Below are 25379 nucleotides of genomic sequence, written 5' to 3'. Positions count from 1 at the left end.
CTGATTGTCTGAAATCTACGGGCTTACTCGGGGACTTCCAGAGAGGGCAGCCAGTTGGCAGGTATCTTCGATGATCATTTCCAACCTGGGGTCAGGGCCGGGCACTTAGGGACAGAGGCCGCAGAGCGGCCCCAGAGGTGCTATCACTCAGCATCCAATTGCTGGTCAGTACGTGCAGCCATAATAAAGTCATTCTTGTGCAGGCCCTTAGCCTCATGACTCCACCAAGTCACAGTAACCTTACCCCATTCGGTAAGCAACGCGGGGTGGTGCCCCACCTCTTCCGCAATAGCACCAACACGGTTAGTAAACGCCAGAGCCTGCTTGAAGTTACGGAACTTAAACACGCGCTCCAGTTGCATGATGCCCTCTCGGGTCATTGGGGTCCAATCCGGGATCTGACGCAGCAATCCAGGAAGTTCGTTATCACTGACCAGGGGCGCATCTGCTCGGCAGGCTTCACATTGTTGTTGGGCGAGTTCGGTCATAAATGAGTCCTCAACACCTTGTTTATTATCGGCTATTTAGCGTGGGCTCCACTCTAACCGGGGCTCCCCAACGAAACAAGCACACACTCAAAAAAGGCATTTTATACGGTTTTAACACGCCAATATGAAACAGCCTGCTAAAAGCAGCGGGGTAAGCCACTGTTGGAGACATTTGGTGCCGACCAGCCGCAGCAACGCCATCAAGTGTGTTAATTTTTGAACAGCCCCTAGGTATTAGAAGCCCAGCGAAGCAAGGACTCTTATGAAAGCCCTTTTGTGTATGTTGATATTACTGTCATTCCTCTCAACTAGTGCCTGCGGTCCACAGAGTCTGGATAAGAACCGTATTACCCCCCCGGAGTCCGAAACTATCGCAGAAATGCGGGCTGAGACAGAGCTGACTTTCCAGCAATTGAGTGAACAGTTCGTTAATGGGCTCTGGCGTCTTTTTCCGTCCTGGGCTGTTCGTGAGGGCTACTATGATGTCGCCACCCAGATACAGGTACCCAATAAGGCCTACCGGAAATACTTGCTGGATTTTGCAGAGACTTATGAAGAAAAGTTTAATGCACTGAACATAGATCAGCTGAGCATCAACGCACGTACTGACTTGGCATTGATCTTAAACTTCCTTCTGCGTTTGCAGTGGGAATATACCACCTTCAAATCTTTTGAATGGGACCCCTCCAATTACAATGTTTCTCATCCTTTTGCACTTATATTGAATACGGAGTATGCACCTTTAGAGCAACGCTTACGAACTTTTAGTACTCGTATGCGCAAGGTACCGGAATATTATCAAGCTGCTATGCATAACATCCGCAGGCCCGCCGCCCCTCAACTGGCACTGGCTATCCAGCAAAATGAAGGGGCCATGGAAGTGTTCGGTGAAGAGACAGAAAAGAAAGCAGTAGACAGCCAATTGTTCGACGATGAAAAAGCAGTTTTCCAACAGCGCCTGGAAGTAACTCGCGAGGCTATCCAAGGCTATATTACATTCCTGAAGAAACTACAAAAAAAACTGGAAAAAACTGGAAAATTCCGCGATTTTCGTATTGGCGAAAAACTCTACGAGGAAAAATTCAATTTTGACATCCAGATTGGTATAAGTGCAGCCGAACTTTACGAGCTTGCAATGGAAGAAAAGATATTAGTTCGAGATAAAATGCTAGAGCTATCAGAAAAACTCTGGCCCAGATATTATCCTAAAGAAGCCCCACCTTCAGATAAGCAACTCAAGATCCAAAAGGTACTAGATAAACTATCCGAACACCATGCCACAAAATATACTTTTAAGGAGAAGGTTGAACAACAAATTCCAGAATTAGCCACTTTTGTAACTAAGAATAACTTGCTAACACTGGATAAAAACAAACCTCTGATTGTACGCACCACTCCACCTTACCTTCAAGGTTTTGCTGTTGCCTCCATCAATGCTCCTGGACCTTACAATAAGAATGCCATTACCTATTACAATGTAATGCCTATGGCACAGCTCAGCGACAATCAAGCTGACAGCCTGCTACGAGAATACAATAACTACACCCTGCAGATCCTCAATATCCACGAGGCCATCCCGGGACACTATACTCAGTTGGTTTATGCCAACCAATCCCCCAGCCTTATAAAAAGTATTCTAGGTAATGGAGCCATGATCGAGGGGTGGGCTGTCTATGCTGAGCGTATGATGTTAGAAGCTGGATATGGTAATTTTTCTCCAGAATTGTGGCTGATGTATTACAAGTGGAACCTGCGCACTATCACCAATACAATCCTGGATTATGAAGTTCAAGTAAAAGGCCTTAATGAAGCCGATGCACTTAAGCTGATGATTCAAGGCGCATTCCAACAGCAGGCTGAAGCTGAGGGCAAATGGCGGCGAGCCACCTTGAGCCAAGTACAGTTAACCAGTTACTTCGCGGGTTACACTGACATACTTTCTCTGCGTGATGAAATAAAGCAGAAACTCGGGAAAAAATTTAATTTAAAAGAATTTCACGAAGAATTTCTCAGCTTTGGTAATGCACCTGTACCGATAATTCGAGAGCTAATGTTGACCCAGCTGGAGGAGACGGGATCTATTTGAACCAAATACGTTTTAGAGCTCTAACTCTCGTTCTTCTGGCAATACCCAATAGATTCCCAATGAAAAGTACCCAGCAAAAAATCAAACAGGGGGATAGTCAAATTAAAGTTACATTGATTCATCAAGTTACGTTGATGATGTATACGATGTAGTTGAGCCAACTCACGCAGAACGGGAACTCGATGAAACCAATGATCCAGAGGCTGGTGGTATCCCAAGTGCAACAATTCATAACCCAAATGATTTACTACAATAGTCACAATCAAGAGGTAAGCAGCATTCATCGACAAGAAAATAGAAAAAAAATACCCTAAACTCGGGGCTATCACTAAAGCAAGAGTTGCCGTTAAGTAAGTAGGGAAAAGTACTATCCTCCAGTCTCTGGTAGTATCAATTGAAAACAGGGGCGGAGAGAAAAAACTGTGATGATCCCCAGTATGTCTGCGATAAAAAACTCCTGCAATTCTAATTTTTTTATGACCAGCCCAACGATGACTTGCGTATTCAGAAAAGTTATATAGAACAACCCCTACGGGGATCACTAATAACTCCCAAGGTTTTAACATATCCAACTGAAATATGCAGTAAATACAAACTCCGACGCCAATAGCCAGAATACCCGATAGATGAAACCACCCGCTGTAACGGCTCTTCACTCGTGCCCGGTACCCGGCTCTGAAAGTAGCCGCATCGTGATTGATCGACATATCTGCTCCTTTTTATTAGAGTTGGTATTCCGTAAAACTATATAAACAATCAGAATCAGGCTGTTTGATCACATCTCTCTAGAAGTGATGTAAAGGGTGCCTCTCATCAATTGCATTAGCAAATTTAAGAATTTGATTGACCAGAAATATAATCAGGCGGATGATTGAATTCTAATAAATAATAATTAACAGCATTATTTGTGAGATTGATAATGTCGAGTCATCTCAGATCAATGGACTTGAATTTACTGCCTGTATTTGATGCCCTGATGGTCGAACGTAACCTGACTAGGGCTGCAGTAAAGCTACACATGAGCCAACCTGCAGTAAGTGCCGCTTTAAAGCGCTTGAGATCCACCTATAACGATGCCCTTTTTATCCGCACCGCAAAAGGGCTACGCCCTACCGAGCGTGCCCTGTCACTACACCCTTCCATTCACACCGCTCTTGGAGCAGTGAGATCCAGCTTTCAGCAACTCGACTTTGAACATCATGAGGCAGAAAGGGATTTCTCGATTGTTCTACCCGATGTGGTGGAAACCCTTATGATTCCAGGACTCAGTGCCTGGCTACGAGAGTATGCACCTGGGATAAGGCTCACAATATTGCCTGACGAATCAGAGATGACTTCCAGAATGGTAAGCAATGGTGAAGTCGACTTAATTATCGATTATTTACCATTAGAGTCTCCCAATTACAGCAGCCTGATTATTGCCGAAGAGGAATTGGTGGTGATCGCAGGAGAGCATAATGAGAAGGTAGGAAAATCCATCTCTGAAGCGGATTTTCAATCAATACCACAAATATCATTGCTGAGGGGAAGCCCCGTAGGCTCACCGATGGAGAGGCTGGCCAGACCGAATAAATTGCAGCGCAATATTTGTCTGCGTGTCCCACACCTATCCTCCTTTCCTCATATAGTCGCCACCACCGATTTAATTGCCGTTGTACCCGCAAGGATGATGAAGTCCTCTCATTACCGAGCACTACCTGTTCGTACAATTGAGCTGCCTATGGACTTCCCCAAGGTCAGCCTGCAGCTGATTTGGCATAAGTCACAAACCAATAACCCCGCCCATCGCTGGTTAAGAGAAACCATTTTGCAGCTTTACCCAGAGCTGGGTATGTAGAGGCTTTTGGAGTGTGCTGCACCAGGATGAATCTAATTGAGGCATTAGGTTAGGCTTTTACTATGCCTGTTTACAGTGACTAGCTGAGAAGACAACCTAGTCCCGCCAAACTTAATCCCTAAAAGCTTGCAGACAAAAAAAGCCGGGAACCTCGCGGACCCGGCTTGTATAAATTGAGGCAGCCCTTAGACGACGCCCTCCTCAATTTTTGCCTTCCAGATCAACGGTCCAGTGGTATGCACAGACTCACCCTGACTATCGACAGCTACGGTTACTGGCATGTCCTCCACCTCAAACTCGTAGATGGCTTCCATACCCAGCTCCGGAAAAGCAATTACCTTGGAGGCTTTAATCGCTTGAGCTACCAGGTACGCAGCACCGCCCACAGCCATCAGGTATACCGCTTTATTGTCACGAATCGCTTCAATTGCCATTGGGCCACGCTCTGCCTTACCGATCATCCCTTGCAGGCCAGTCTCTTCGAGCATAGTGCGCGTAAACTTATCCATACGGGTCGCGGTAGTTGGGCCTGCGGGACCAACCACTTCATCCCGCACAGGATCTACCGGCCCTACGTAATAGATAAAGCGGCCAGTCAGGTCCACTGGCAGCTTCTCCCCTTTCGCTAGGATATCCACTATTTTTTTGTGAGCGGCGTCGCGACCAGTAAGCATCTTGCCATTCAGTAGCAAGGTTTCACCGGGCTGCCAGCTCTGCACATCCTCTGCAGTGACGGTATCCAGGTTGACACGGCGAGTGTTGCTGCCAGCTTCACGAGTAATTTCCGGCCAGTCTTCCAGCTTCGGCGGAGTCTGGCACGCGGGGCCAGAGCCATCCAGAGTGAAGTGCGTATGACGAGTAGCGGCACAATTGGGAATAATCGCCACTGCCTTGTTAGCTGCGTGAGTAGGATAATCCTTAATCTTTACATCCAGGACAGTGGTCAGTCCGCCAAGCCCCTGAGCACCAATACCCAGTTTGTTTACGGAATCATATAACTCCAAACGAAGCTCTTCAGCACGGCTGGAGGCGCCGCGCTCTTGCAGCTCCTGAATATCGATAGGATCTAGGAGTGACTCCTTAGCCAGTAACATGGCTTTCTCAGCAGTACCACCGATGCCGATACCCAGCATGCCCGGCGGGCACCAACCAGCGCCCATCTGCGGCACCATCTTCAAAACCCAGTCCACTACGGAGTCAGACGGATTCAGCATGGCAAACTTGGTCTTGGCTTCACTGCCACCCCCCTTGGCCGCTACGTAAACTTCGACAGTATCACCGGGTACAATCTCGTAGTGGATGACCGCTGGAGTATTGTCACCAGTGTTTTTACGCGCGCCATCAGGGTCATCAAGAATAGAAGCTCGCAGCACATTGCTGGCATTCTTATAGGCACGACGCACACCTTCGTTCACCATATCGGTGACACCCATTTCAGCGTCCCAGCGCACATTCATGCCCACTTTCAGCTTCACGGTCACAATACCCGTGTCCTGGCAAATGGGACGATGGCCTTCGGCGCACATACGTGAGTTGATCAGTATCTGTGCCATGGCGTCCTTGGCCGCCGGGTTGACCTCTTTCTCATAAGCCTTGTTCAGGGCCCGAATGAAGTCCTGTGGGTGGTAGTAAGAAATAAATTGCAGCGCGTCAGCCACGCTATCGATCAGATCATCCTGGCGGATAGTGGTCATACCCAACTCCGATTAACGTCTCAAGGCCGGCGATTCTACACGAAATGTAGGGTTATAGACCGATTATTGATTTGACAAGGGACTTGTTGATTTATCAGGGCAATAAAAAAGGGCGAACATAGGGTTCGCCCTTTTTTATTACTCGCAATGCCTACATAGATGAGGCAGTTGGCTCACTGGCCTGCAGGGAGCGAATTGCATCGCGCAATTGCACCAGATCTTTATTAACAGAGCGTCGATAAGCGTCGATAGACTCCACAGCTTCCTCATTAGCGCCAACACGCATAGTCAGGTCACTGCGCACAGAAGCTAGTTGTCGTTCCAAACGCGAAATTTTATCCGTCATCTCGCGCTTGCTGTCGGTGTTACTCTTGCGCAGCTCCGACAATGCAGTTTCAACAGCGGCAATCTTCTTCACACTGGCATCGAGGCTGCCCAGCTTGATATTGAGTGCAGCAACCTGCTTCTTATTGGCTGCAACAGCTGCTTTATTCGCAGTGATACTCTTGCGGTTAGTATCGTAAGCAACACCCCAGAGTTTACGAATCTCAGAGGAGTTCTCTTTGGCTTTAGCATTTAGCACCTCAACAGATGCCGTGGATTCCTCGTCAGAGAGATTAAAACGCTTCTCCAGCTCGGCAATCCGGCTCTCCGCATCGGCAATACGGTTTTCGGCATTAACCAATTGAGTACGGCTCTCTTGCCACTGCTGGTAGAGAAAACCTGAAGCGGCAAGCCCGCCCATAGCGAGGACAAGTGCACACATACCGAGGAAGGAAAAACCTCCGCGGCGCTCTTCAACAATAACCTGCGGTTCAGTCGCCGTCTCACTCTCTCTTTGTGACCGTGGGTCCAGTGCTGGTTCAATAGCGGCGCTGCCGTCCAGTGTGGGCTCTCTGCGTTGCATGTATTAATACACCCGGTAGCTAAATCTGCTGAATTCGGTACCGGCTGGTTCAAAACAGCCCAGCCAGGTACCGGTAAATCGAATACTATGTGGCAATCAAAGCCGAGACAGATTCGTCGAATTCTGCGGCAGTTATACCAAAAATTGACGAAAAAGTAAGCGGCCACTGGTAAGAATAGACGACAGTCGCACACTGTCATCAATATACCCCCCCCCTTGAGTTCGAGGAAATCGTCCCAAATTCCCCTATTCAATCGCGCCGGCTTAATTCTGGCATACGGCGCGTGTAGAATGCTCTCACCAATAACCCGAAAACAAAGGAAGGAAGACACCATGGCTTTCGAATTGCCCGAACTCCCCTACGCGATGAATGCCCTGGCCCCACATATCTCCGAAGAGACTTTGGAGTACCACTACGGCAAACACCACAAAACTTACGTAGATAAACTGAACGGCCTGCTGGAAGGCACCGCTGATGCTGACAAATCCCTGGAAGAAGTCATCAAGTCCTCCTCTGGTGGTGTATTCAATAACGCGGCCCAGGTGTGGAACCACACTTTCTACTGGAACTGCCTGAGCCCCAACGGCGGCGGCGAAGCCACTGGCGCAATCGCTGAAGCTATCACTGCCGCTTTCGGCAGCTTTGAAAAATTCAAAGAAGAGTTTACCACCAGTGCCGTTAACAATTTTGGCTCCGGCTGGACTTGGCTGGTGAAAAAGGCTGATGGCTCAGTTGCAATCGTGAACACCTCCAATGCAGCTACTCCACTGACCGAAGAGGGTGTAACTCCCCTGATGACCTGCGATGTGTGGGAACACGCTTACTACATCGACTACCGCAACCTGCGTCCGAAGTACATGGAAGCCTTCTGGAATCTGGTGAACTGGGAATTTGTAAACCAGAATTTCGCTTAATCGCGAGTTCACCTAAAAAGCGGGCCCTGTGCCCGCTTTTTTATTTTTGGTCAGGGCGCAACTGTGACACCGAAGTAGAGGGAAACTGCCTCTGGCCAAAAGCACCACAAGTGCGCACAATACCTTCTACTGTGCGCTTTGGAACTGCAAATTCCATAGCAACGAAAACCTAGAGAATGCCACTTGAGTGGCACAAAGTAGCAACGAACCTCCGAACACTGGGAATATGCTCATGAAGTTGAAACCGACCCTGATCGCAGCTGCCATAAGTGCTCTTGTTATCAGCGGCTGTGACCGCGGCAAACCGAACACAGCGGAGCAGAATATGACCGCTCCTGCAGCAGAAAGCAAAGCCTCACAAGACACCACTACCGAGGTAAGCCAGGAAGCCATCAAACAGGTTAACCAGATGTTCGAGGACTTCTTCCAGGAGCATCTTTCCCGCAGCCCAGAATTCAAAACATTCCTGGGCAAAAAAGAGGACTACGATAAGTGGGACGATCTCTCCCCCGAATTCGCCAAAGAAACCCTGGAAATTGACAAGCGTCAGCTGGCTGAACTAAACAAAATTGACCCCAGTAGCCTGGACGAAGCCACCCGACTGAGCTTGCGCTTGGCCAAGCGTAACCTGGAACAGGATATCGAGGGCTATAAGTGGCGCAACCACAGCTATCCCGTCAACCAGATGTACGCCACACACACCAGTGCGGCCTCCCTACTTATTAGCCAGCACCGCATTGACGATGTAAGTGATGCTGAGGCTTATATCGCGCGCCTGAATGCAATGCCCAAGTACTTCTCCCAGTTGGAAGAGAAACTGAAAGCCAATGCTGAAGCCGGCACTATTGTACCAAAATTCGTATTCCCCTACGTGATCAGTGATTCGCAAAACCTGATCAATGGTGCACCTTTTAACGGTGATAAAGACAGCCCTCTGTTTGCTGACTTTAAAGGCAAAGTAGAAAAACTGGATATTGGCAAAGAGCAGAAACAAGCACTCATCGACAAAGCCAGTACCGCGCTGAAAGAGAGCACGGGCCCCGCCTATGAAAAACTGATCGGCTATTTGCAGGAGCTTGAGAAAAAAGCCACCACCGACGACGGCGCCTGGAAACTGGCTGATGGTGAGGATTTCTACAAATTCCGCCTGGGTGTATACACCACTACCGACATGACTGCTGATAAAATCCATCAGACAGGTCTCAAAGAAGTTGCACGTATCCACGACGAAATGCGTGAGATCATGCGCAAAGTAAAGTTCGAGGGTAACTTGCAGGAATTCTTCGAATTCATGCGAACCGACAAGCAGTTCTACTACCCCACTACAGAGGAAGGTAAGGCGGAATACCTGGAGAAAGCCACCGCTATTATCGACACCATGAAGGGGCGTTTGGATGAGCTGTTTATTACCAAGCCCAAAGCTGAACTTGATGTAAGAGCTGTTGAGCCATTCCGTGAAAAATCTGCCGGCAAAGCCTTCTATCAGCGCCCTGCTCCAGATGGGTCCCGTCCCGGCATTTACTACGCCAACCTCTACAACATGTCAGATATGCCCACCTATCAAATGGAAGCACTGGCTTACCATGAGGGCATCCCCGGCCATCATATGCAGCTCTCTATCGCCCAGGAGCTTCAGGATATTCCAAAATTCCGCAAATACGGTGGCTACACGGCCTATACCGAGGGCTGGGGGCTCTACTCAGAGCTGGTTCCCAAGGAACTGGGTTTCTATGAAGACCCCTACTCTGACTTTGGTCGCCTAGCTATGGAGTTGTGGCGCGCAGGCCGCCTGGTTGTGGATACTGGCCTCCACGCCAAGAAATGGACTCGCGAACAAGCCATCGACTACTTGGTGGAAAATACCCCCAACCCAAAAGGCGATGTAGTTAAGGCTATCGAACGCTATATCGTCATGCCCGGCCAGGCGACCGCTTATAAAATCGGCATGCTCAAGATTGTCGAGCTGCGCGAGAAATCCAAGGCAGAGCTTGGTGACAAGTTTGATGTTCGCGGCTTCCACGACACTATTCTAGCCAATGGTGCAGTGCCACTTGATGTACTGGAAGAGCTCGTGAATGAATGGGTCGCACAAGTGAAAGCGAATAGCTAGCTTCATATAACAAAAGTAACTCCAATAAAAAGGCCGCTCATTGAGCGGCTTTTTTATTTTATGGGTACGAAAAAGCATTACCCCTTTTTCATTGTGATCCAGCTGTCCACCTGCTGCTCAAGCACTGCCAATGGCAAGGCTCCATTAGTTAAGACCACGTTGTGGAACTGTCGAATATCAAAGTCGCCACCCAATTTTTCACGGGCCCTTTCACGCAGCTCCAGGATTTTCAACATTCCTGCTTTATAAGCCAGGGCTTGGCCCGGCATCACAAGATAACGTTCAATTTCAGTGGTAACCTCAGTTTCTGTCATACCAGTTTTTTCCACCATATACTCGATTGCTTCTTCACGACTCCAGCGTTTGTGATGCAAGCCGGTATCCACAACCAATCGCACAGCACGAAACATTTCCGCCTGCAGTCGACCCAGGTCATCATAGGGGTTTTCCTGGAAACCAGCCTCCTTCGCTACCTGCTCAGCATAGAGGGCCCAGCCTTCGGCATAGGCAGTAAATAAACCCATTTTTCGGAAAGTGGGAACCCCCTGTAATTCCTGGGCTATCGCCAATTGAAAATGATGGCCGGGAACAGCTTCATGATAGGCCAAGGTGCGCATGCCAAACTTCTTGGTTTCATGAACATCTCGCAAGTTTGCATAAAATACACCGGGGCGAGAACCATCCATAGCCGGGGGATTATAATAGGCGCCGGGAGCCCCCTGCTCCTTAAATTCAGGCACACGACGAACTTCAACACCCATCGCCGGCTTTATATCAAAGTAATCTCCCAAGCCCGTATTTACCTCATCAATCATCGCTTGATAATCGGCTATGATCTGCTCACGCCCCTGATCAGAATCCTCGTAGAGGAACTGGGGGTCATTATTAATCCCCGCGAAACGCTCACTGATACTGCCGCTATCCTGGCCTACCGAGGCGAAAATTCGGCTCATCTCCCCTTCAATACGAGCAACCTCCTCAAGACCAATACGATGCAAATCCTCCGGTTTCAAATCAGTGGATGTATGACTGCGCACTTGGTAAGCGTAAAATTCATCACCATCCGGTAATGCCCAAACCCCATTATTTTCATAGACCTGTGGTTGCAACTCACGGTAATAAGCGATCAGGCTTTTATATGCAGGATAAACTTCCGCATCAATCAAAGCCTCACCCCTACCCAGAATACGTGTGCGCTCCTGCTCCGGTAATCCTTCAATTTTCCCTAAGCGCTCTTGCAAAGAGGTAAAGAGGATATTTTCATGAGCAGGAACAGCTATAAAACCCTGCATCTCCTCCAATACACTATCGATAACAAAGCGAGGGGGTAGAATTTTTTTCTGTTCACGGATTCTTAACCCGTCAAGCACCTGGGAGAACTTTCTATCAACCTCGCTTAGCCGGGAGAGATAATACTCTGCCTCTTTGACATTATTGATCTGGTGTACTTCGGCAAGAAATTCGGGCAAGCTATTTTGCACCCCAAACATCTGGTTAAGCGGATAATTATGATGTTTCCACCGCTCTCCCTCCACCATATTGCCAAGAAAGTGAGCAAACACATCGTATGAAATTGCCTTCTGCCCGTTTAGCTCCTCGCGGTTATACCCCTGCAGCACTGCCAGCTCATCTTTAATCATTTGCATCTGGCGTTGCTGTTCTTCTTCAGAAACATCATCCAGGTGAGCATTGTGCCCATCGATACCAAATTGCTCCAACACCCGCAGTTGGGAGAGAATCTCTGGACTGGTGCTGCCGAGCTTAATAAAAGCACGCTCGAAATACACATTGATAGACCAGGGTTTAAAATAGATCGCATTGACAGCAAAGACCGATACTGCTACTACCCCGAGTAATAGTATCCCGCCTAACCATTTGGATATCCTTTTTATCATTATCTTCTCCTCCTAACTTGTGACTCCATTCTCACTCTATAATGAGGTCTGGCACAACCGCTCTGGCTTTTTAGTGCGACGAATAAGTAGAATTGAGCGACAAAACACCAACTGAAAATCAATTTAGGTAAGTAGCCACTTGAAACGCCCCGACTTAAATAAAACCCAACTGGCACCAAGGAACAAGTAATTTGGCAATCAATATGTAAATATTGATAACATCAATAAGAGTTAAACAGCTAAATTAAAGCAATATTCAGAAATACCAGGCCATACTGTCTCTAGACAATAACCTTCTTGAATTTTTCACTCAGAAAAATAATCAAAAGAAACTAAAACCCCAAGCCACCCAACATATAAGAAAGATGAAAAAAAGACCCTGAAAAAAATCTAATAACTTGAAACAAAAGAAATTAATATATCAATTGCACCTTAACCAAGAATCCAAAAATTAAATTTTAATAGGGGATTCAAAATCACTGGGCTTTAACGCTAGGAGAGAGCAGCTAACTTTTTGTAAGATATTCTCTGCGGTATTACCCATAATAAATCCAGGTATTCCCGCGCGCCCCACCGTTCCCATCACCAACAAATCAAGCTTTTCCTCATCGATTAGCAGCGGGATATAGTTATCAGGATGGGCAATCACGTGATGGACCTGTATGTCTCCACCAATGCCCGATGCACGGATCAGCACATCCAGCTTCGAGCGATGTTGGGATCGCGCAGCCTCGGTAGCCTGATCCAATTCCTCTTCAGAAGCACTGAGCGGAAAATGGCGGCGCAGATACTCATCCACGTCATAGTCCCAGCAGGAAATTACATGTAGGGTGCCACTGCAGCTATCCGCCAATACCCTAGCCCAGCGCAACAGGCGAATTGCCAGATCATAAGTACTAGCCGCATCGGTCTCTGGGTCTATTGCCACTGCAACCCGAATATCAGTGTGAGTACGCTCTATCGGCCGACATAACCAAACCGGACAAGGGCATTTACGTAATAATTCCATATCAATAGCTTTAAAACCCTTACGCTGGGTGCGCCCTTCTACATTCTTAATGACCAAGTCATAGCCCCCGGTAAGAACCCGACGAATCACCCGTTCGGCGGGGCGTGGACCGCAGTCAGATTCTATTTCCAGTTTTACCTGGTCCTTGGGCAGGTTCATCCTCTCCTGGGCTGAAGCAATCTCCCCCCTTACCCGCTCCAGCATGGCCTTTTCACACAACTCACCAAAATCCTCAAAACCTTCAGGTACTGCAGGGCACACCAACAAAACCTTAATATCCGCATGGTTATTGCGAGCAACTGCAAATGCCTGCAATAAGCCGCTACTTTCATCTTCCGCAGCGTGACTCACATAGAGGATTCTATGAACATTTGGCATATCAATCTCCTCTGGCTGTGAGCCTCGGAAGTAAGCAGGGACAGCAATTTACGCACGAGCCCCAAGGCCGTCACCACTTGATATTGTGGGGCGAGGGAAAATCAAAGAAAAAGGACCAATAAGGGCATCTGATGGATCTGAGAAAAGATCCGGGAGTAGAATATTTTTGTAGATAAACTACCGGCGCAGTGTAGCGCCGGTCAATCCTCTAACCAATTAGATATCCAGCACTTGCTTCACAAAGGGGATGGTGATTTTGCGCTGTGCCATCAGGGAAGCTCTATCCAACTGCTCCAAGCACAGAAATAAGGCCCGGGTATCCCTAGGGGCGCGGTGTAATATGTATTGGGCCACATCCTCAGGCAAATCAAAACCACGCAAGCGGCTGCGCCTGCGCAGTGCAGCTACCTTATCCTTATCGTTCATGGGTTGTAGCTGGAATACCAGAGCCCACTGAAGACGTGACTGCAAGTCCGCGAGGGCAATGTCCATCCCCCGGGGGGACTTACGCGCCCCAAGCAACAGCTGCCTGCCACTATCCCTAACCCGATTGTATAGATGGAACATCGCCGTCTGCCACTGTGACTGCCCCTCCAAAAGGTGCAGGTCATCAATACAAACCAGATCCAGCTGCTCAAGGCCATCCAAAAGCACCAGAGGGTCCATCGCCATCAGCTCAGCCATAGGCAGGTATTGGAACGTACGACCATTGGCCTCGGCACTTTGGCAGGCCGACTGTAACAAATGGCTGACACCACTACCGGCCTCCCCCCAGATATACACTGCCGACTCGGGGTTCTGCCCACTTGCAAACGACTGAAGCATGGCTACAACCTGACGGTTGGGGTCCATCTCAGACAGATAGAAGTTATCGAAAGTGGCATCGTCCCGGAGGGAGACGCCCAGTGGCAACTGCTGCGGAATACTCATCTCAGTCCCAGCGATAACGCAACGGATTGTCAGCACTGCCCAGTGGGGCACGTTTTCCACTCAGGTCGATGGGGTCCCCGTGGCCCTGTGCCCTCAATTTATGGTTTAGTGCCAGGGCATCACGTAAATTGCGCATCCCCACAGAGGTGACCAAGGCCAAGCGCGCTCGATCGCTCTCCACTGAGAGCAGCTGAGCACTGCTCACCTGAGCCAACCCCTGCAGGTAAGCCAAAGCTTCGGTATAGTCGGCAAAACTACCAACACCAGACAGTTCAACAATCACAGCTCCAGATTCAGCATCCTGTCCTTCTGGGCGCACCGCATAGCGCTGGGCTAACAAGTTAGCCATCTGGTTAACCCCTCGTAAGGCCACCTCTTCCAAAGAACCACCATTACTGTCGAACGCATAGCTGCGCCCACCGTGTAACAGCAGCCAATCTGCCTGCCAGCGGCGGCCGGAAGCCTGCAATAGGCGCCCCATCAGAGTAGCATCGGGTCGGTAGCGAAAACCCGCACGTTCGGCAGCTGCCTCGTCTTGAGCCCAGAGGGACCCTAAAGGCATATTGCGCTGATCGTTGAGATCCATCACCGGGAAATCCAGTGGAACGCCCCGCTCTATGGCCATAGCGTCAAGCACAGAGAATAATTCTGGAGCATCTTCTTCACGCAGGACACTGCGGCCATCTTGCAGTGTATCTACGGCCAGCCAGACTAAAGTGCCTGGGCGGTTATTTGGCCACATAGGTAAACCCAGCTGGTGAACTTGCCTGGAGACAGCCTGGGGGTCAAAAGAGAGATGAAGATAAAGCTGATTGTTCTCGCTAGTGTAGCGATAGCCCTGTACTAACTGTTGAGCCTTTGGCAGGAGCGATTGCAGATTGGGGTTACTGCCAATAGCGGCATCCCCTGTAACCCGCACAAATACCCGCTCGAGTCCCCGGCTACCCGCAGCCGCGCGGTCTGTAGCGCCACGACTGGGCACGGCTTCAACCACTTCGTATAGATCCGAGATAACTCGAGCCTGGACTGGCAGGCTTAGCGCACCGAAAAGCAGTGCCAGTAACTGCAACACCAATCCCTGCCGGAGCAGCTTGTGCATAGGATTTCTCTCCAAACCTCATTCCACCCCGTGAGCTTGCACGAAATTGTTATTGATGCGCAAGACGCCAAAATCCACGGTTAGGATAAAAATTGGGGCTATTGTATCAGCGTCGGCGACTTCTCTCAGCCCCGAGTTCTCACTATTCGTGTATTTCAACAGGCCAACATGGAGATAAATTCCATAATCGCCTAATGAGATGCCGCCAGGGCGTGGCTACTGAGGCAAGACCCGGCTAGAATACGCGCCCTTCGAATACCCACCGCAGGAAGAATCATGAGCGATTCCAAGCCGCAATCCACTCAATCATCCCTCTCCTATAAAGATGCCGGAGTCGATATCGACGCGGGTAACGCCCTGGTAGAGCGTATCAAACATGTAGCCAAACGCACCTCCCGGCCAGAAGTAATGGGCGGCCTGGGCGGTTTTGGCGCCCTTTGCCAATTGCCCTCTGGCTATAAAGAGCCTGTATTAGTTTCTGGCACCGATGGTGTGGGAACCAAACTACGCTTGGCAATGGACTTGGGTATCCACGACAGCATCGGCATTGACCTGGTTGCCATGTGCGTCAACGACCTTGTCGTCGCAGGCGCTGAGCCCCTGTTCTTCCTCGATTACTACGCTACCGGCAAACTCAATGTAGATATCGCCACTGAGGTAGTCTCTGGAATTGGTAAAGGTTGTGAGCTGGCCGGCTGTGCACTGGTAGGTGGCGAGACCGCCGAGATGCCAGGCATGTATGAGGGCGACGACTACGACTTGGCCGGATTCTGTACGGGAGTGGTGGAAAAATCAGAAATCATCGACGGCAGCAAAGTCAAAAGCGGCGATATTTTGATCGGTCTCTCTTCCAGTGGCCCTCACTCCAATGGCTACTCACTGATCCGAAAAGTACTGGAAGTCAGCAGTGCCGACCTGGAAGAGGCTGTTGGCGGAGAAACCCTGGCCAAAGCCTTAATGGCGCCCACTCGTATCTATGTCAAGAACCTGCTGCAGCTGATGAAGAGTGTCCAGGTTAATGCCCTCAGCCATATCACCGGCGGCGGCCTGCTGGAAAACCTGCCCCGTGTTCTTCCTGAAGGGTGCCTTGCGCGCATTGACGTTAGCAGCTGGGAAATGCCGGCGGTATTTCGCTGGCTGCAGGGCGCAGGCAATATCGACCCACGCGAAATGTACCGCACATTCAACTGCGGTGTCGGCATGGTAATTTGTGTACCTGCTAATCAAGCTGATAAAGCTCTGGAAACCCTCAAACAACTGGGTGAGGAAGCCTTTGTAGTGGGCAGCATTGAAAATGCCGTTGAGGGCTCGGAAGCTGTTGAACTGGCAGGCTTATAATGACTCAGGGTGTATGCAAAGTTACCGTTTTGATCTCCGGCAGTGGCAGTAACCTGCAAGCGCTATTGGATGCCTCGGCAAAAACCGACGCGCCCTTTTCTATCTGCTCAGTTATCAGTAATAAATCTGGGGCCTACGGCCTGACTCGAGCCGCCGAAGCTGGCGTCTCATGCTCAGTGATTGATCATCGGGAGTTCTCCAGCCGAGAGGATTTTGACCGTGCTCTGATTTCCGAGATCGACAGCCAACAACCAGATCTGGTAGTCCTGGCCGGTTTCATGCGCATCCTGACACCGGAGTTTGTACAGCACTACAGCGGGCGCCTACTCAATATTCATCCTTCCCTGCTGCCAAAGTACCAGGGCTTACACACCCACCAGCGCGCCCTGGATGCCGGTGATTGCGAACACGGCGCTACCGTGCACTTTGTTACCGAAGAACTGGATGGGGGCCCAGCCATCATCCAGGCTGTAGTCCCTATAAAAGATGGGGATACAACAGAGTCATTGGCCAAGCGGGTTCAAGTGCAGGAACATGCAATATACCCAATGGCAGTTACCTGGTTCGCAGAGAAAAGGTTGCATATGCACGGTGATCGCTCCCAGTTGGATGGCGAACTCCTACCCCGTAGCGGAGCCAAACTAAACAGCTGAGACCTGTTATTAGCTGGCGGGGTAAAAGTCCTTCAATGTACTTTGCCAGTCCCGCCGGCTAATATTCAAGGAGATTCAGTATTAGTGGGGCTCAGCCGTGCGTTTTTTAGTTTCCTCTCTATTTCTTTTTCTACTCACCAGCCAAACCCTGGCCAACCAATTAGAACCCTTTAAAGCGACCTATACTGCGCGCTTCAATGGTATCAGCGTCACCGCCACCCGCGAGCTCACAGGCCAGCAGGGCAATTGGCGACTGGATTTCAGCACCAACACCCTATTTGCCAGCATCAAAGAGTACTCCCGCTTTACCAGTGAGAACGGCCACATAACTCCCTACCATTACGAATATCGCCGCAAAGGACTGGGCCGTAATCGCGGCACTGTGCTCAATTTTGAGCCAGACAAGGGCATGGTACTCAATGTTTCCAATCCCGAAAGGGATTTGAAAGATGTATCTCCACATATTCTCGATAAGGTCAGCTACCAGTTGCAACTGACAATGGATGTCGCCGCAGGCAAAGAAGACCTCCAGTACGAAATTGCCGATGGCAAGAAGATTCGCAAATACACTTTTGCCCGAGAAGGCACTGAAACCCTGGATACCCCGATGGGGGAAATCGAGACAATTAAAGTGCGCAGGGTTCGGGATGCCGACTCTGCAAGAGAGACAACAGTCTGGATTGCCCCCCAGTGGAACTATGCGTTAGTGAAGCTTGTTCAAAGAGAGGAAAATGGTAAAAAATACCAAATCACCATGACAAATCTATCCATTAATGGAAAAAACGTCAGCTCAGGCCAATAAAAAACCAGTTCCCCGCGAGGCAAAAAAAAATCTATTCATTTGATGGATTTTTGCCTCCTTTCTCATTATAAAGTGACTCCTTTCCCTTGCTCAGGCAGTTTTCTATTGCCTAACTTTTCCAGTAAGGGATTTGCTATGAAATCGGAAGGTATCTATATAAGTCTAACGGCCTTCCTTCCATGTAACGGCATTTATTCAAATGCTGCATATGGTTTTCAGTAATCAGCAGACTTAGAGATGGGCTCTCATGAATAAGAAATACCTGCGACACGCAGTTCTGGCCGCAGCAATCGGCTCCGTTTCCCAAGGCGCAATGGCAGCAGGTTTCTACCTGCAGGAAACCAGCGCATCTGGCCTAGGCCGCGCCTTCGCCGCCGAAAACACCATCGGTGACAATGCCTCTATCCTCGCACGCAACCCCGCGGGCTCTGCGCTGTTTGACACCTACACTATTTCAGGTGGCCTTACTTACGTAGACCCCAATATCGACGTATCTGGCGATGTTACTTATTTCGGGCCAATCCCGGGCACCCGCACCACTGTTCGGGCTGATGCCGACGATTACGCTACCAGCGCATGGATTCCCAACGGTTATTTAGCCGCACCGATCAACGATGAGTGGTCTTGGGGCCTGGCCATGTATACAGATTTTGGCCTTGAGACTGACTTCCCCGATAGCTTTCCAGCGGCTGCCATTGCAAACCAAACTGAGCTGCTGACAGTCAATATCCAGCCCTCTATTGCTTACGATATTAATAACACCTTTAGCATTGGCGCTTCTATCAATTTCCTGTACGCCGATGCAACCCTGAAGACCAATATACCGACAGACTTTGTTCTTGACCCAATCTTCAGTAATCCTGCGGTCTTAGGCAGAGGCCTCTCTGGCGCTTCCGTTCTTAAGATTGAGGGCGATGGCTGGGATGTTAGCTGGACCTTAGGTGCATTGTGGCGCATCAGTGATAATACCCGCGCCGGCATTTCTTACCATGCCAAGTACGATCCCAAACTCAAAGGGGATGTGAGTTCCGACTTAATACCTCCCCCCCCTGCCGCGCCATTTGATGATACCAGCGGCAACCTCACGTTAGACCTGCCGGATACTTTGGAGCTGGGTTTCTACCACCGCTTCGACAACCAATGGGCAGTTGCAGTTGGCTATATGTGGACCAACTGGGAAGAGTTTGAGCGTCTCGAAGCCTTTATCCCAAGCGCTGGTGAGGGGTTCAATCCTCTACTCATCAAAGAAGAAAACTTTAAAAGCGGTTCACGCTTCAGCCTCGCTGGCGAGTATTTCTACAATGATGATATTACCGTGCGCTTCGGCTATGCCTATGACCAAGGTGCAGCGCGCGATGGTTTCAATCGTCACGAGCAAGAAGAAATTCTTGCCACTACTGGCCTGGACCTCCCCATCACCTGGCGCACATTATCCATTCCAGACACCGATCGTCAGTGGCTCACGCTTGGTGGAACCTATCAATATAATGAAAAGCTGAGCGTAGATGCCGGCATAGCTTACATCTGGGGTGACGACGAGAGAATTCAGGAATATACACCAATCCCCGTTCCGACCTACTACGATGGCGGCACGACCAAAACAGAGGCCTGGCTGTTCAGTGCAGCTATTAACTACCGCTTCTGATTAGCAAGTCCCCACGAAAAAAAGGCTCTACCTCCGGTAGGGCCTTTTTTGTTTACAGACCAACAAAAGACACCCGCTTCAAGCCCCCAAAGCCTTGCCTATACCACCACAGCCCCGACCTTAAAAAAAGGGGGTAGATAACCATCCAGGCAAATTTGCTATAAACACCCCTCAAGTTAATTAAATTCAAATCTCTGTCTAACCCAAAAATCCAACGCCAACAATTTTGCTTGTCGATTAAATTCCACCAATGACTCTCAACAAAAAGCGGCCACTAGAACCACCCCTCTTTCTTTGTTGTGACCATGACCTGGAACAGGGAGCAAGCAAAATAGTAACAACTGAAATTCCACCTTGAACCCGATTGCAATGAACAACCTACTGAGGGCACTAGAAGTTTAGGCGAACCGAGCACCACTGGCAGCAGTACCGGATCTATACCCCCGGCACCAGCCCGATCAAACAAAAATCAAAACCGAAAACAACCAAGCAACAAGAGTAAAATCATGAAGTTAATAGCAGTATTTTTCTTGTTATTCTTAAGCTTCGATATCTCGGCCTTCACCATGGGAGATGCCATCAATATAGCTGGCCGGCAGCGGATGCTGTCTCAGCGTATCACCCAGGCGTATATCCTCCGCGGAATACAGCCCAGTGCGGAGCGCCACAAAAAAGTCTTTTCAAGGTCCCTCCAGGAGTTCAAGCGAAACCACGAAAAACTAAGTAACTTTCAGGGCGCGGAAAAAATCGAAACCCAATTAATAAAAGTGCAAAAGGAATGGGAAAAATTTGAAAAAATCGCCCTCCAACCCACCAGCAAGGAAAGCGCTACTAAGCTGTTTGAACGGAGTGATGAACTCCTGTCTGAAACCCATGCTTATGTTGTGAAGCTCCAGCAACTTGCACCGCATAATAGCGCTGAGTTAATTAACATCGCAGGTCGGCAACGCATGCTCTCCCAGCGCATAGTCAAAAACTATGCTGCTAAACTTTGGGAAATTTCCCAAGATAATGCCAGTAGCGGTCTGCAACAGGATCTTTCCGAGTACTCCAACCGCCTTAACCAGCTTCTGGAAAGCCCACTCAACACACCCGAAATCACCCACAATCTGCGCAAAGCTCAGGATCACCTAAATTACGCCAGTCGCGGGTTCGAAGGAGAGATGAAAATATCTGAGAAGCGCCAGATTCAAGTAATTACAGGCACTACCGATCTAATGCTGCGCAATATGAATGTTATTACTCAGCTGTATGCCAAATTATTGGATTCAAACACAACTTTATAAGAACAGAGAATGCAATTGAAAGAATACTCCAGAAAAGCTTTGAAGAAACCATCGGAACAATAAGAAAGGGGGGAGCCCCCCTTTCTTAATTAGTGCGCTAATACGCTATTGGATAACCAGCAGATTACCAGCCGCACTGACGCCCCTGGTTTTGCTCTTCCAGATAGGCCATCAAAGGCTGGAAGTAATCGATAATTGCCGAGGCATCCAGATCGCGCTGGCCAGTCAGAGCTTCCATTGCATCGGGCCAGGGCTTGCTTGCACCCATAGCCAACATGGTGCGCAACTTCTCGCCCGCTTCATCATTTTTGTAAATAGAGCAACGATGCAGCGGCCCGGTTTCACCAGCGGCCTCACAGAGTGCACGATGGAACTGGAACTGCTGAATACGCGCAAGGAAGTAGCGGGCATAAGGCGTATTACCTGGAATGTGGTACTTGGCACCCGGGTCAAAATTCGCTTCGGTGCGCTCTACTGGAGCTTCAATACCCTGGTATTCCTCACGCAATTTCCACCATGCCTTGTTGTAATCGGAAGGCTGCACTTCGCCATTAAATACCTGCCAACGCCATTTATCTACCAACAAACCAAAAGGCAGGAAGGCAATCTTATCCAGCGCCTGCTGCATCAGGTAGCCAATATCCTTACTCTCGTCCGGCACCTCATTCATCAAGCCGATTTCTTTAAGGTACTTCGGGGTAATAGATAGCGCGATAGTGTCGCCAACAGCTTCATGGAAACCATCATTGGCACCCTCTTTGTAGAGGAAAGGCTGGTCCTTATAGATGCGCTGGTAGAAGTTATGGCCCAATTCATGATGGATTGTAACCAGGTCTTCACCAGTCTTGTTGATACACATCTTGATACGAATGTCGTCCTGACCATCCATATTCCAGGCACTGGCATGACATACCACATCCCGATCCTGGGGCTGGGTGAACTGTGAGCGCTCCCAGAAAGTATCAGGTAGCGGCTCAAAGCCAAGAGAGGTGAAGAACTTCTCACCCACCTTCACCATATCCTTCTCGCTCATGCCAGAGTCAACAACGAGCTGAGTCAGGTCATAAGGCGCTTGCATGTCCTCATCTTTAACCAATTCATAGATATTGCCCCATTCCTGAGCCCACATGTTACCGAGCAAATGTGCCGGAATTTTGCCCTGGGCAGGTGCAACCTCATCGCCATAATGCTCATTCAGCTTGGCACGCACATGGCAATGCAGGGCCTCATACAAAGGCTTCACCTTATTCCACTGCGTATCCATATCAGCTGCGAAAGCATCCGGTTTCATATCGTACTTGGAGCGCCAGAAAACACTCAAGTTGTCATAGCCCAGCTCTTTGGTACCGGCGTTGCCGATCTCAACCTGGCGCTCATAAAGTGGCTTCATTGGAGGAGAGACTTTGCGCCAACCGACCCAAAGATCCTTGAGTAGTTCAGGGTCGCGATTGGTGGCCATCATCTGACCCATTTCGGTCAGGGTATAGCACTTCTCATCCCCCGACTCCTCACGGCAGTATTTGCCAGCGCCATACATACCCTGCATCTTCGAGCCGATTTGAGCCAATTCGGAAGTTAATGCCGGATCCTTCGGAGCGGGGAATACCAAGCCCTGCTTCAACATAGTCAGCTTGCGGCGGGTATCTGCATCCAGTTCCAGATTATTGAACTTAGCTGCTTCGGAGGCCAGTTCCACGGCCAGGGTCGTGTAACGCTCACTGGCGAGCGCTTCAACGTACTGGGAGTCCATATTGATGTAAGTCGAGGCCAACCAGGCTGCATGGCTCATCTCCTGGGCCATTTTTTCCAGGCGCGCCTGGGCGCCATCCAGGAACACCTGGGCATCTTTGGCTGTCAGCTGGCCTTGTTCTGCCGCCGGACTTTCTGCAGTAGCCTGAGCCACATCAATATTTTTCGGAGCCTGTTGGCCATCGTCGCAAGCAGACAGCGCCACCGTAGTGGCGATGGCGAAAGCAATTTTCTTCATCTTCCCCTCAGATAATCATTATTGGGCCTGGTTATAACTGACGCCGTTTATAGCATAAGCTTCATATTGTCATCGACGTCAGGCGCAATTTGAAAGCCCAGTTCGACACAAAATACCTTTTTTTGCAGATTTTCCGGGGGAAAATACGGCTCAAAACCAGTCAGTTCGCGAGGTCTCAAGAAGCTTACTTCGCAACGGGGAAAGAAGATCTAAAAGAAAATAGAAGGGAAAGACTGAGAAGATGGAGGCAGCCCAACCAGCAACACCCTCGGCACATGATACCACTGCTACCGTTGCTCCCTTCCGGGCCTGGCGGGGTTCACAGCTGCTCATTGCGAGGGGACCGGAAGGGCCGCCACAACGATCTTCGGTGCATCCGAAGAGGGCGCGATTATAGAGGCATAAAGGCGCAAGTTCCAGCCCTATTAACAGGTTATAATAGACGTCTAGTATTTTACCCCTTCAATAGAGTTACTCATGCACCTTTTTGTCGATAATTTGACCAATGTTGACTTCAGCTACCTGGACCATGAACGCGGGCTGGTAGGAGAGACATGGCTGGCCAATGCTGCCCTTGAGGGCACCCTGGATCACCAGGGTATGGTTTGTGACTTTGGTATCGTTAAAAAGACTCTACGCCATTGGCTGGATGATCAACTTGACCACCGCCTTTTAGTGCCCACCAAGGCCCCAGGCCTGACATTTACTAATGAAGGCGAGCTAATTTCACTCAGTTGGCAGCTGGCAAATGGCGAGCAAATTGCCGTATCCGGGCCCGAGCAGGCTTTCGCTCTAGTCGAAGCTGACACTATTAATAGAGACACCGTTGCAAACTGGAGTGTAAAGCAGCTGGCCAGCTCCTTTCCGACCAGTGTCGAGCAACTCAAGCTCTCTTTTGAAGATGAAAAAATAGAAGATGCCTTCTACCACTACAGCCACGGGCTAAAAAAACACGATGGCAATTGCCAGCGAATTGCCCATGGCCATCGATCCCGCATCCAGATTTATTCTGCTGGAGAGCGCGACAAGCAGCTGGAGCAACAATGGGCAAAACGCTGGGAAGACATCTATATAGGAACCCGCGAAGATTTAATTGAGGAGGGCGAGAAAACCCTGAGCTTCGCTTATCGGGCTCAGCAGGGCAATTTCACTCTGGAGATTCCTGTACGCTGTTGCGAGGTGATCAACTGCGATACTACCGTGGAGCAACTGGCTCAATATATTGCCAATACCCTGGCCAAAGATTTGCCTGGAAAAGAAATCACCGTTCGCGCTTATGAAGGCTTGGGTAAAGGGGCTATCGCCTCCGCCAAGCAATAAGCTTTTGCGCATAAATTATTCCCTGGGCCCAGCAAAGGTTAGCGGATTTTGAACCTGATTGTTTTACGGGAAACTGATTTCTTCGACTCAACACATGTACGCCTCTCAGGCCGCAGGTTGGAACATATTATCCAAGTCCATCGAGCTGCACCGGGGCAGCAACTGCGTGTTGGGTTACTCAATGGCAAGATTGGTTTTGGTGAAATCACTTTTCTTACTGATCAACAAGTAGAGTTAAGGGTGGAGTTACAAAACAGCCCTCCACCACCACTACCACTTACGCTGGTTCTGGCATTGCCGCGCCCTAAAATGTTGAAGCGGATTATTCAGCATATCACTGCCCTAGGCGTAAAAAAGCTGGTTCTCCTGAATAGCTATCGTGTAGAAAAGTCCTATTGGCAAACACCCTGGCTGGAACCGGATAAACTATTCGAACAGTGCCTGTTAGGCCTTGAGCAGGCTGTTGATACTCAGATGCCGGAAATCATCTTGCGCAAGCGCTTCAAACCGTTTGTGGAGGATGAGCTACCCGAGCTATCCGCCAATACATTAAAATTGGTAGCTCACCCGGTAGGTGGCGATGCCTGTCCCGTTGATATCGATAAGACAACAACGCTTGCGATTGGCCCTGAGGGAGGCTTTATCCCCTACGAAGTTGAAAAGCTAATGGAGGCCGGTTTCCACTCGGTACATTTGGGAGCGCGTATTCTGCGCGTGGAAACCGCGCTGCCAGTATTGGTAAGTCGCCTTTTCCCCGCCCGCTGAGCATACACAACCGAACGGAAAAGGGGTTGTAAAAAAAATTAAGCAGCCTCTTACACCCGAGCCACCTCTATTACAAAGCCTTAATCTCTCCTACCTCACAGCTTCAAATTTCCACTCGATCATTTAATGCGAATCACTCCTACAGCGGATAGTGAGACATTTGCACGTTTTATTCATCAAGATTTCATCATTTTGTAATAAATAAGACATATTTTGCGGCCTCGTTTTTCTTCCC

At 49.4% G+C, this 25379-nt stretch carries 20 protein-coding genes and 1 other RNA gene; 11 read left to right on the top strand and 10 right to left on the bottom strand.

Features of this window, described 5'->3' with window-relative positions; genetic code table 11:
* Nucleotides 1-143 precede the first annotated feature (143 nt).
* The gene (locus ACJJJB_RS03470; protein ID WP_020411679.1) at nt 144-488 is read right to left on the bottom strand and encodes a 4a-hydroxytetrahydrobiopterin dehydratase; all 345 of its coding nucleotides are present in this window, start codon (nt 486-488) and stop codon (nt 144-146) included.
* 262 nt (nt 489-750) lie between these two features.
* Here ACJJJB_RS03470 and ACJJJB_RS03465 point away from each other — a divergent pair, with 262 nt between their 5' ends.
* The gene (locus tag ACJJJB_RS03465; protein WP_445365749.1) at nt 751-2574 is read left to right on the top strand and encodes a DUF885 domain-containing protein; all 1824 of its coding nucleotides are present in this window, start codon (nt 751-753) and stop codon (nt 2572-2574) included.
* A gap of 20 nt (nt 2575-2594) precedes the next feature.
* Here the strand turns inward: ACJJJB_RS03465 and ACJJJB_RS03460 are convergent, their stop codons facing one another.
* On the bottom strand, nt 2595-3281 hold the full coding sequence (locus ACJJJB_RS03460) for a sterol desaturase family protein (RefSeq protein WP_444901982.1): 687 nt from the start codon (nt 3279-3281) through the stop codon (nt 2595-2597).
* Nucleotides 3282-3493: 212 nt separating this feature from the next.
* Here ACJJJB_RS03460 and ACJJJB_RS03455 point away from each other — a divergent pair, with 212 nt between their 5' ends.
* A complete protein-coding gene (locus ACJJJB_RS03455) occupies nt 3494-4411 on the top strand; it encodes a LysR substrate-binding domain-containing protein (protein WP_445365748.1) in 918 nt (305 codons plus the stop codon).
* A gap of 185 nt (nt 4412-4596) precedes the next feature.
* Here ACJJJB_RS03455 and ACJJJB_RS03450 read toward each other — a convergent pair whose 3' ends face one another.
* A complete protein-coding gene (locus ACJJJB_RS03450) occupies nt 4597-6105 on the bottom strand; it encodes a fumarate hydratase (protein ID WP_445365747.1) in 1509 nt (502 codons plus the stop codon).
* Between the two features lie 151 nt (nt 6106-6256).
* Nucleotides 6257-7012, bottom strand: a complete 756-nt coding sequence (locus tag ACJJJB_RS03445) for a hypothetical protein (RefSeq protein ID WP_445365746.1) — start codon at nt 7010-7012, stop codon at nt 6257-6259.
* Between the two features lie 333 nt (nt 7013-7345).
* On the opposite strand from ACJJJB_RS03445, the gene ACJJJB_RS03440 reads away from it, so the two are divergent.
* Entirely contained in the window at nt 7346-7927 is a 582-nt protein-coding gene (locus ACJJJB_RS03440; protein ID WP_020411673.1) for a superoxide dismutase, read from the top strand.
* 232 nt (nt 7928-8159) lie between these two features.
* Entirely contained in the window at nt 8160-10037 is a 1878-nt protein-coding gene (locus ACJJJB_RS03435; RefSeq protein ID WP_445365745.1) for a DUF885 domain-containing protein, read from the top strand.
* A gap of 77 nt (nt 10038-10114) precedes the next feature.
* Here the strand turns inward: ACJJJB_RS03435 and ACJJJB_RS03430 are convergent, their stop codons facing one another.
* The 4 genes from ACJJJB_RS03430 to ACJJJB_RS03415 all read right to left on the bottom strand — a co-directional run bounded on the left by ACJJJB_RS03430 (nt 10115) and on the right by ACJJJB_RS03415 (nt 15348).
* Nucleotides 10115-11932 (bottom strand): DUF885 domain-containing protein, encoded by a 1818-nt coding sequence (locus tag ACJJJB_RS03430; RefSeq protein ID WP_444945449.1) that lies wholly within the window; start codon nt 11930-11932, stop codon nt 10115-10117.
* A gap of 451 nt (nt 11933-12383) precedes the next feature.
* Nucleotides 12384-13319: a universal stress protein gene (locus ACJJJB_RS03425; protein WP_353374936.1), complete on the bottom strand. Its 936-nt coding sequence runs from the start codon at nt 13317-13319 to the stop codon at nt 12384-12386.
* A 216-nt stretch (nt 13320-13535) separates the two neighbouring features.
* Nucleotides 13536-14249: a DnaA regulatory inactivator Hda gene (gene hda / locus ACJJJB_RS03420; protein WP_445365744.1), complete on the bottom strand. Its 714-nt coding sequence runs from the start codon at nt 14247-14249 to the stop codon at nt 13536-13538.
* Nucleotide 14250: 1 nt separating this feature from the next.
* Nucleotides 14251-15348 carry a DUF2066 domain-containing protein gene (locus ACJJJB_RS03415; protein ID WP_445365743.1) on the bottom strand — a complete coding sequence of 366 codons (1098 nt, stop codon included), beginning with the start codon at nt 15346-15348 and terminating at the stop codon, nt 14251-14253.
* Nucleotides 15349-15624: 276 nt separating this feature from the next.
* Here ACJJJB_RS03415 and purM point away from each other — a divergent pair, with 276 nt between their 5' ends.
* From purM to ACJJJB_RS03390, 5 genes are all read left to right on the top strand, one after another.
* Nucleotides 15625-16686 carry a phosphoribosylformylglycinamidine cyclo-ligase gene (purM, locus tag ACJJJB_RS03410; protein WP_445365742.1) on the top strand — a complete coding sequence of 354 codons (1062 nt, stop codon included), beginning with the start codon at nt 15625-15627 and terminating at the stop codon, nt 16684-16686.
* The gene (gene purN / locus ACJJJB_RS03405; RefSeq protein ID WP_020411665.1) at nt 16686-17339 is read left to right on the top strand and encodes a phosphoribosylglycinamide formyltransferase; all 654 of its coding nucleotides are present in this window, start codon (nt 16686-16688) and stop codon (nt 17337-17339) included. Before purM ends, purN begins: the two co-directional genes overlap by 1 nt.
* A 97-nt stretch (nt 17340-17436) precedes the next feature.
* Nucleotides 17437-18141 (top strand): DUF3108 domain-containing protein, encoded by a 705-nt coding sequence (locus ACJJJB_RS03400; RefSeq protein WP_445365741.1) that lies wholly within the window; start codon nt 17437-17439, stop codon nt 18139-18141.
* Between the two features lie 247 nt (nt 18142-18388).
* Nucleotides 18389-19786: an outer membrane protein transport protein gene (locus tag ACJJJB_RS03395; protein ID WP_020411663.1), complete on the top strand. Its 1398-nt coding sequence runs from the start codon at nt 18389-18391 to the stop codon at nt 19784-19786.
* 506 nt (nt 19787-20292) lie between these two features.
* Complete coding sequence (locus ACJJJB_RS03390; protein ID WP_445365740.1) at nt 20293-21072, top strand: type IV pili methyl-accepting chemotaxis transducer N-terminal domain-containing protein; 780 nt, start codon at nt 20293-20295, stop codon at nt 21070-21072.
* A 124-nt stretch (nt 21073-21196) separates the two neighbouring features.
* On the opposite strand, the gene ACJJJB_RS03385 is transcribed toward ACJJJB_RS03390, so the two are convergent.
* The gene (locus tag ACJJJB_RS03385; protein ID WP_445365739.1) at nt 21197-23059 is read right to left on the bottom strand and encodes a M2 family metallopeptidase; all 1863 of its coding nucleotides are present in this window, start codon (nt 23057-23059) and stop codon (nt 21197-21199) included.
* A gap of 251 nt (nt 23060-23310) precedes the next feature.
* Nucleotides 23311-23408: signal recognition particle sRNA small type (ffs, locus tag ACJJJB_RS03380), an RNA gene on the bottom strand.
* Between the two features lie 128 nt (nt 23409-23536).
* Between ffs and ACJJJB_RS03375 the strand changes: the two genes are divergently transcribed.
* Both ACJJJB_RS03375 and ACJJJB_RS03370 read left to right on the top strand, forming a co-directional pair.
* Nucleotides 23537-24379 (top strand): 6-carboxytetrahydropterin synthase, encoded by an 843-nt coding sequence (locus ACJJJB_RS03375; protein WP_445365738.1) that lies wholly within the window; start codon nt 23537-23539, stop codon nt 24377-24379.
* A 48-nt stretch (nt 24380-24427) separates the two neighbouring features.
* Nucleotides 24428-25144, top strand: a complete 717-nt coding sequence (locus ACJJJB_RS03370; RefSeq protein ID WP_445365737.1) for a 16S rRNA (uracil(1498)-N(3))-methyltransferase — start codon at nt 24428-24430, stop codon at nt 25142-25144.
* The last annotated feature ends 235 nt before the right edge of the window (nt 25145-25379 follow it).

The sequence above is a fragment of the Microbulbifer variabilis genome, from assembly GCF_052468405.1.
Note: the sequence above shows the minus strand (reverse complement) of the source record. Positions and strands in the feature narration are given on the sequence as shown.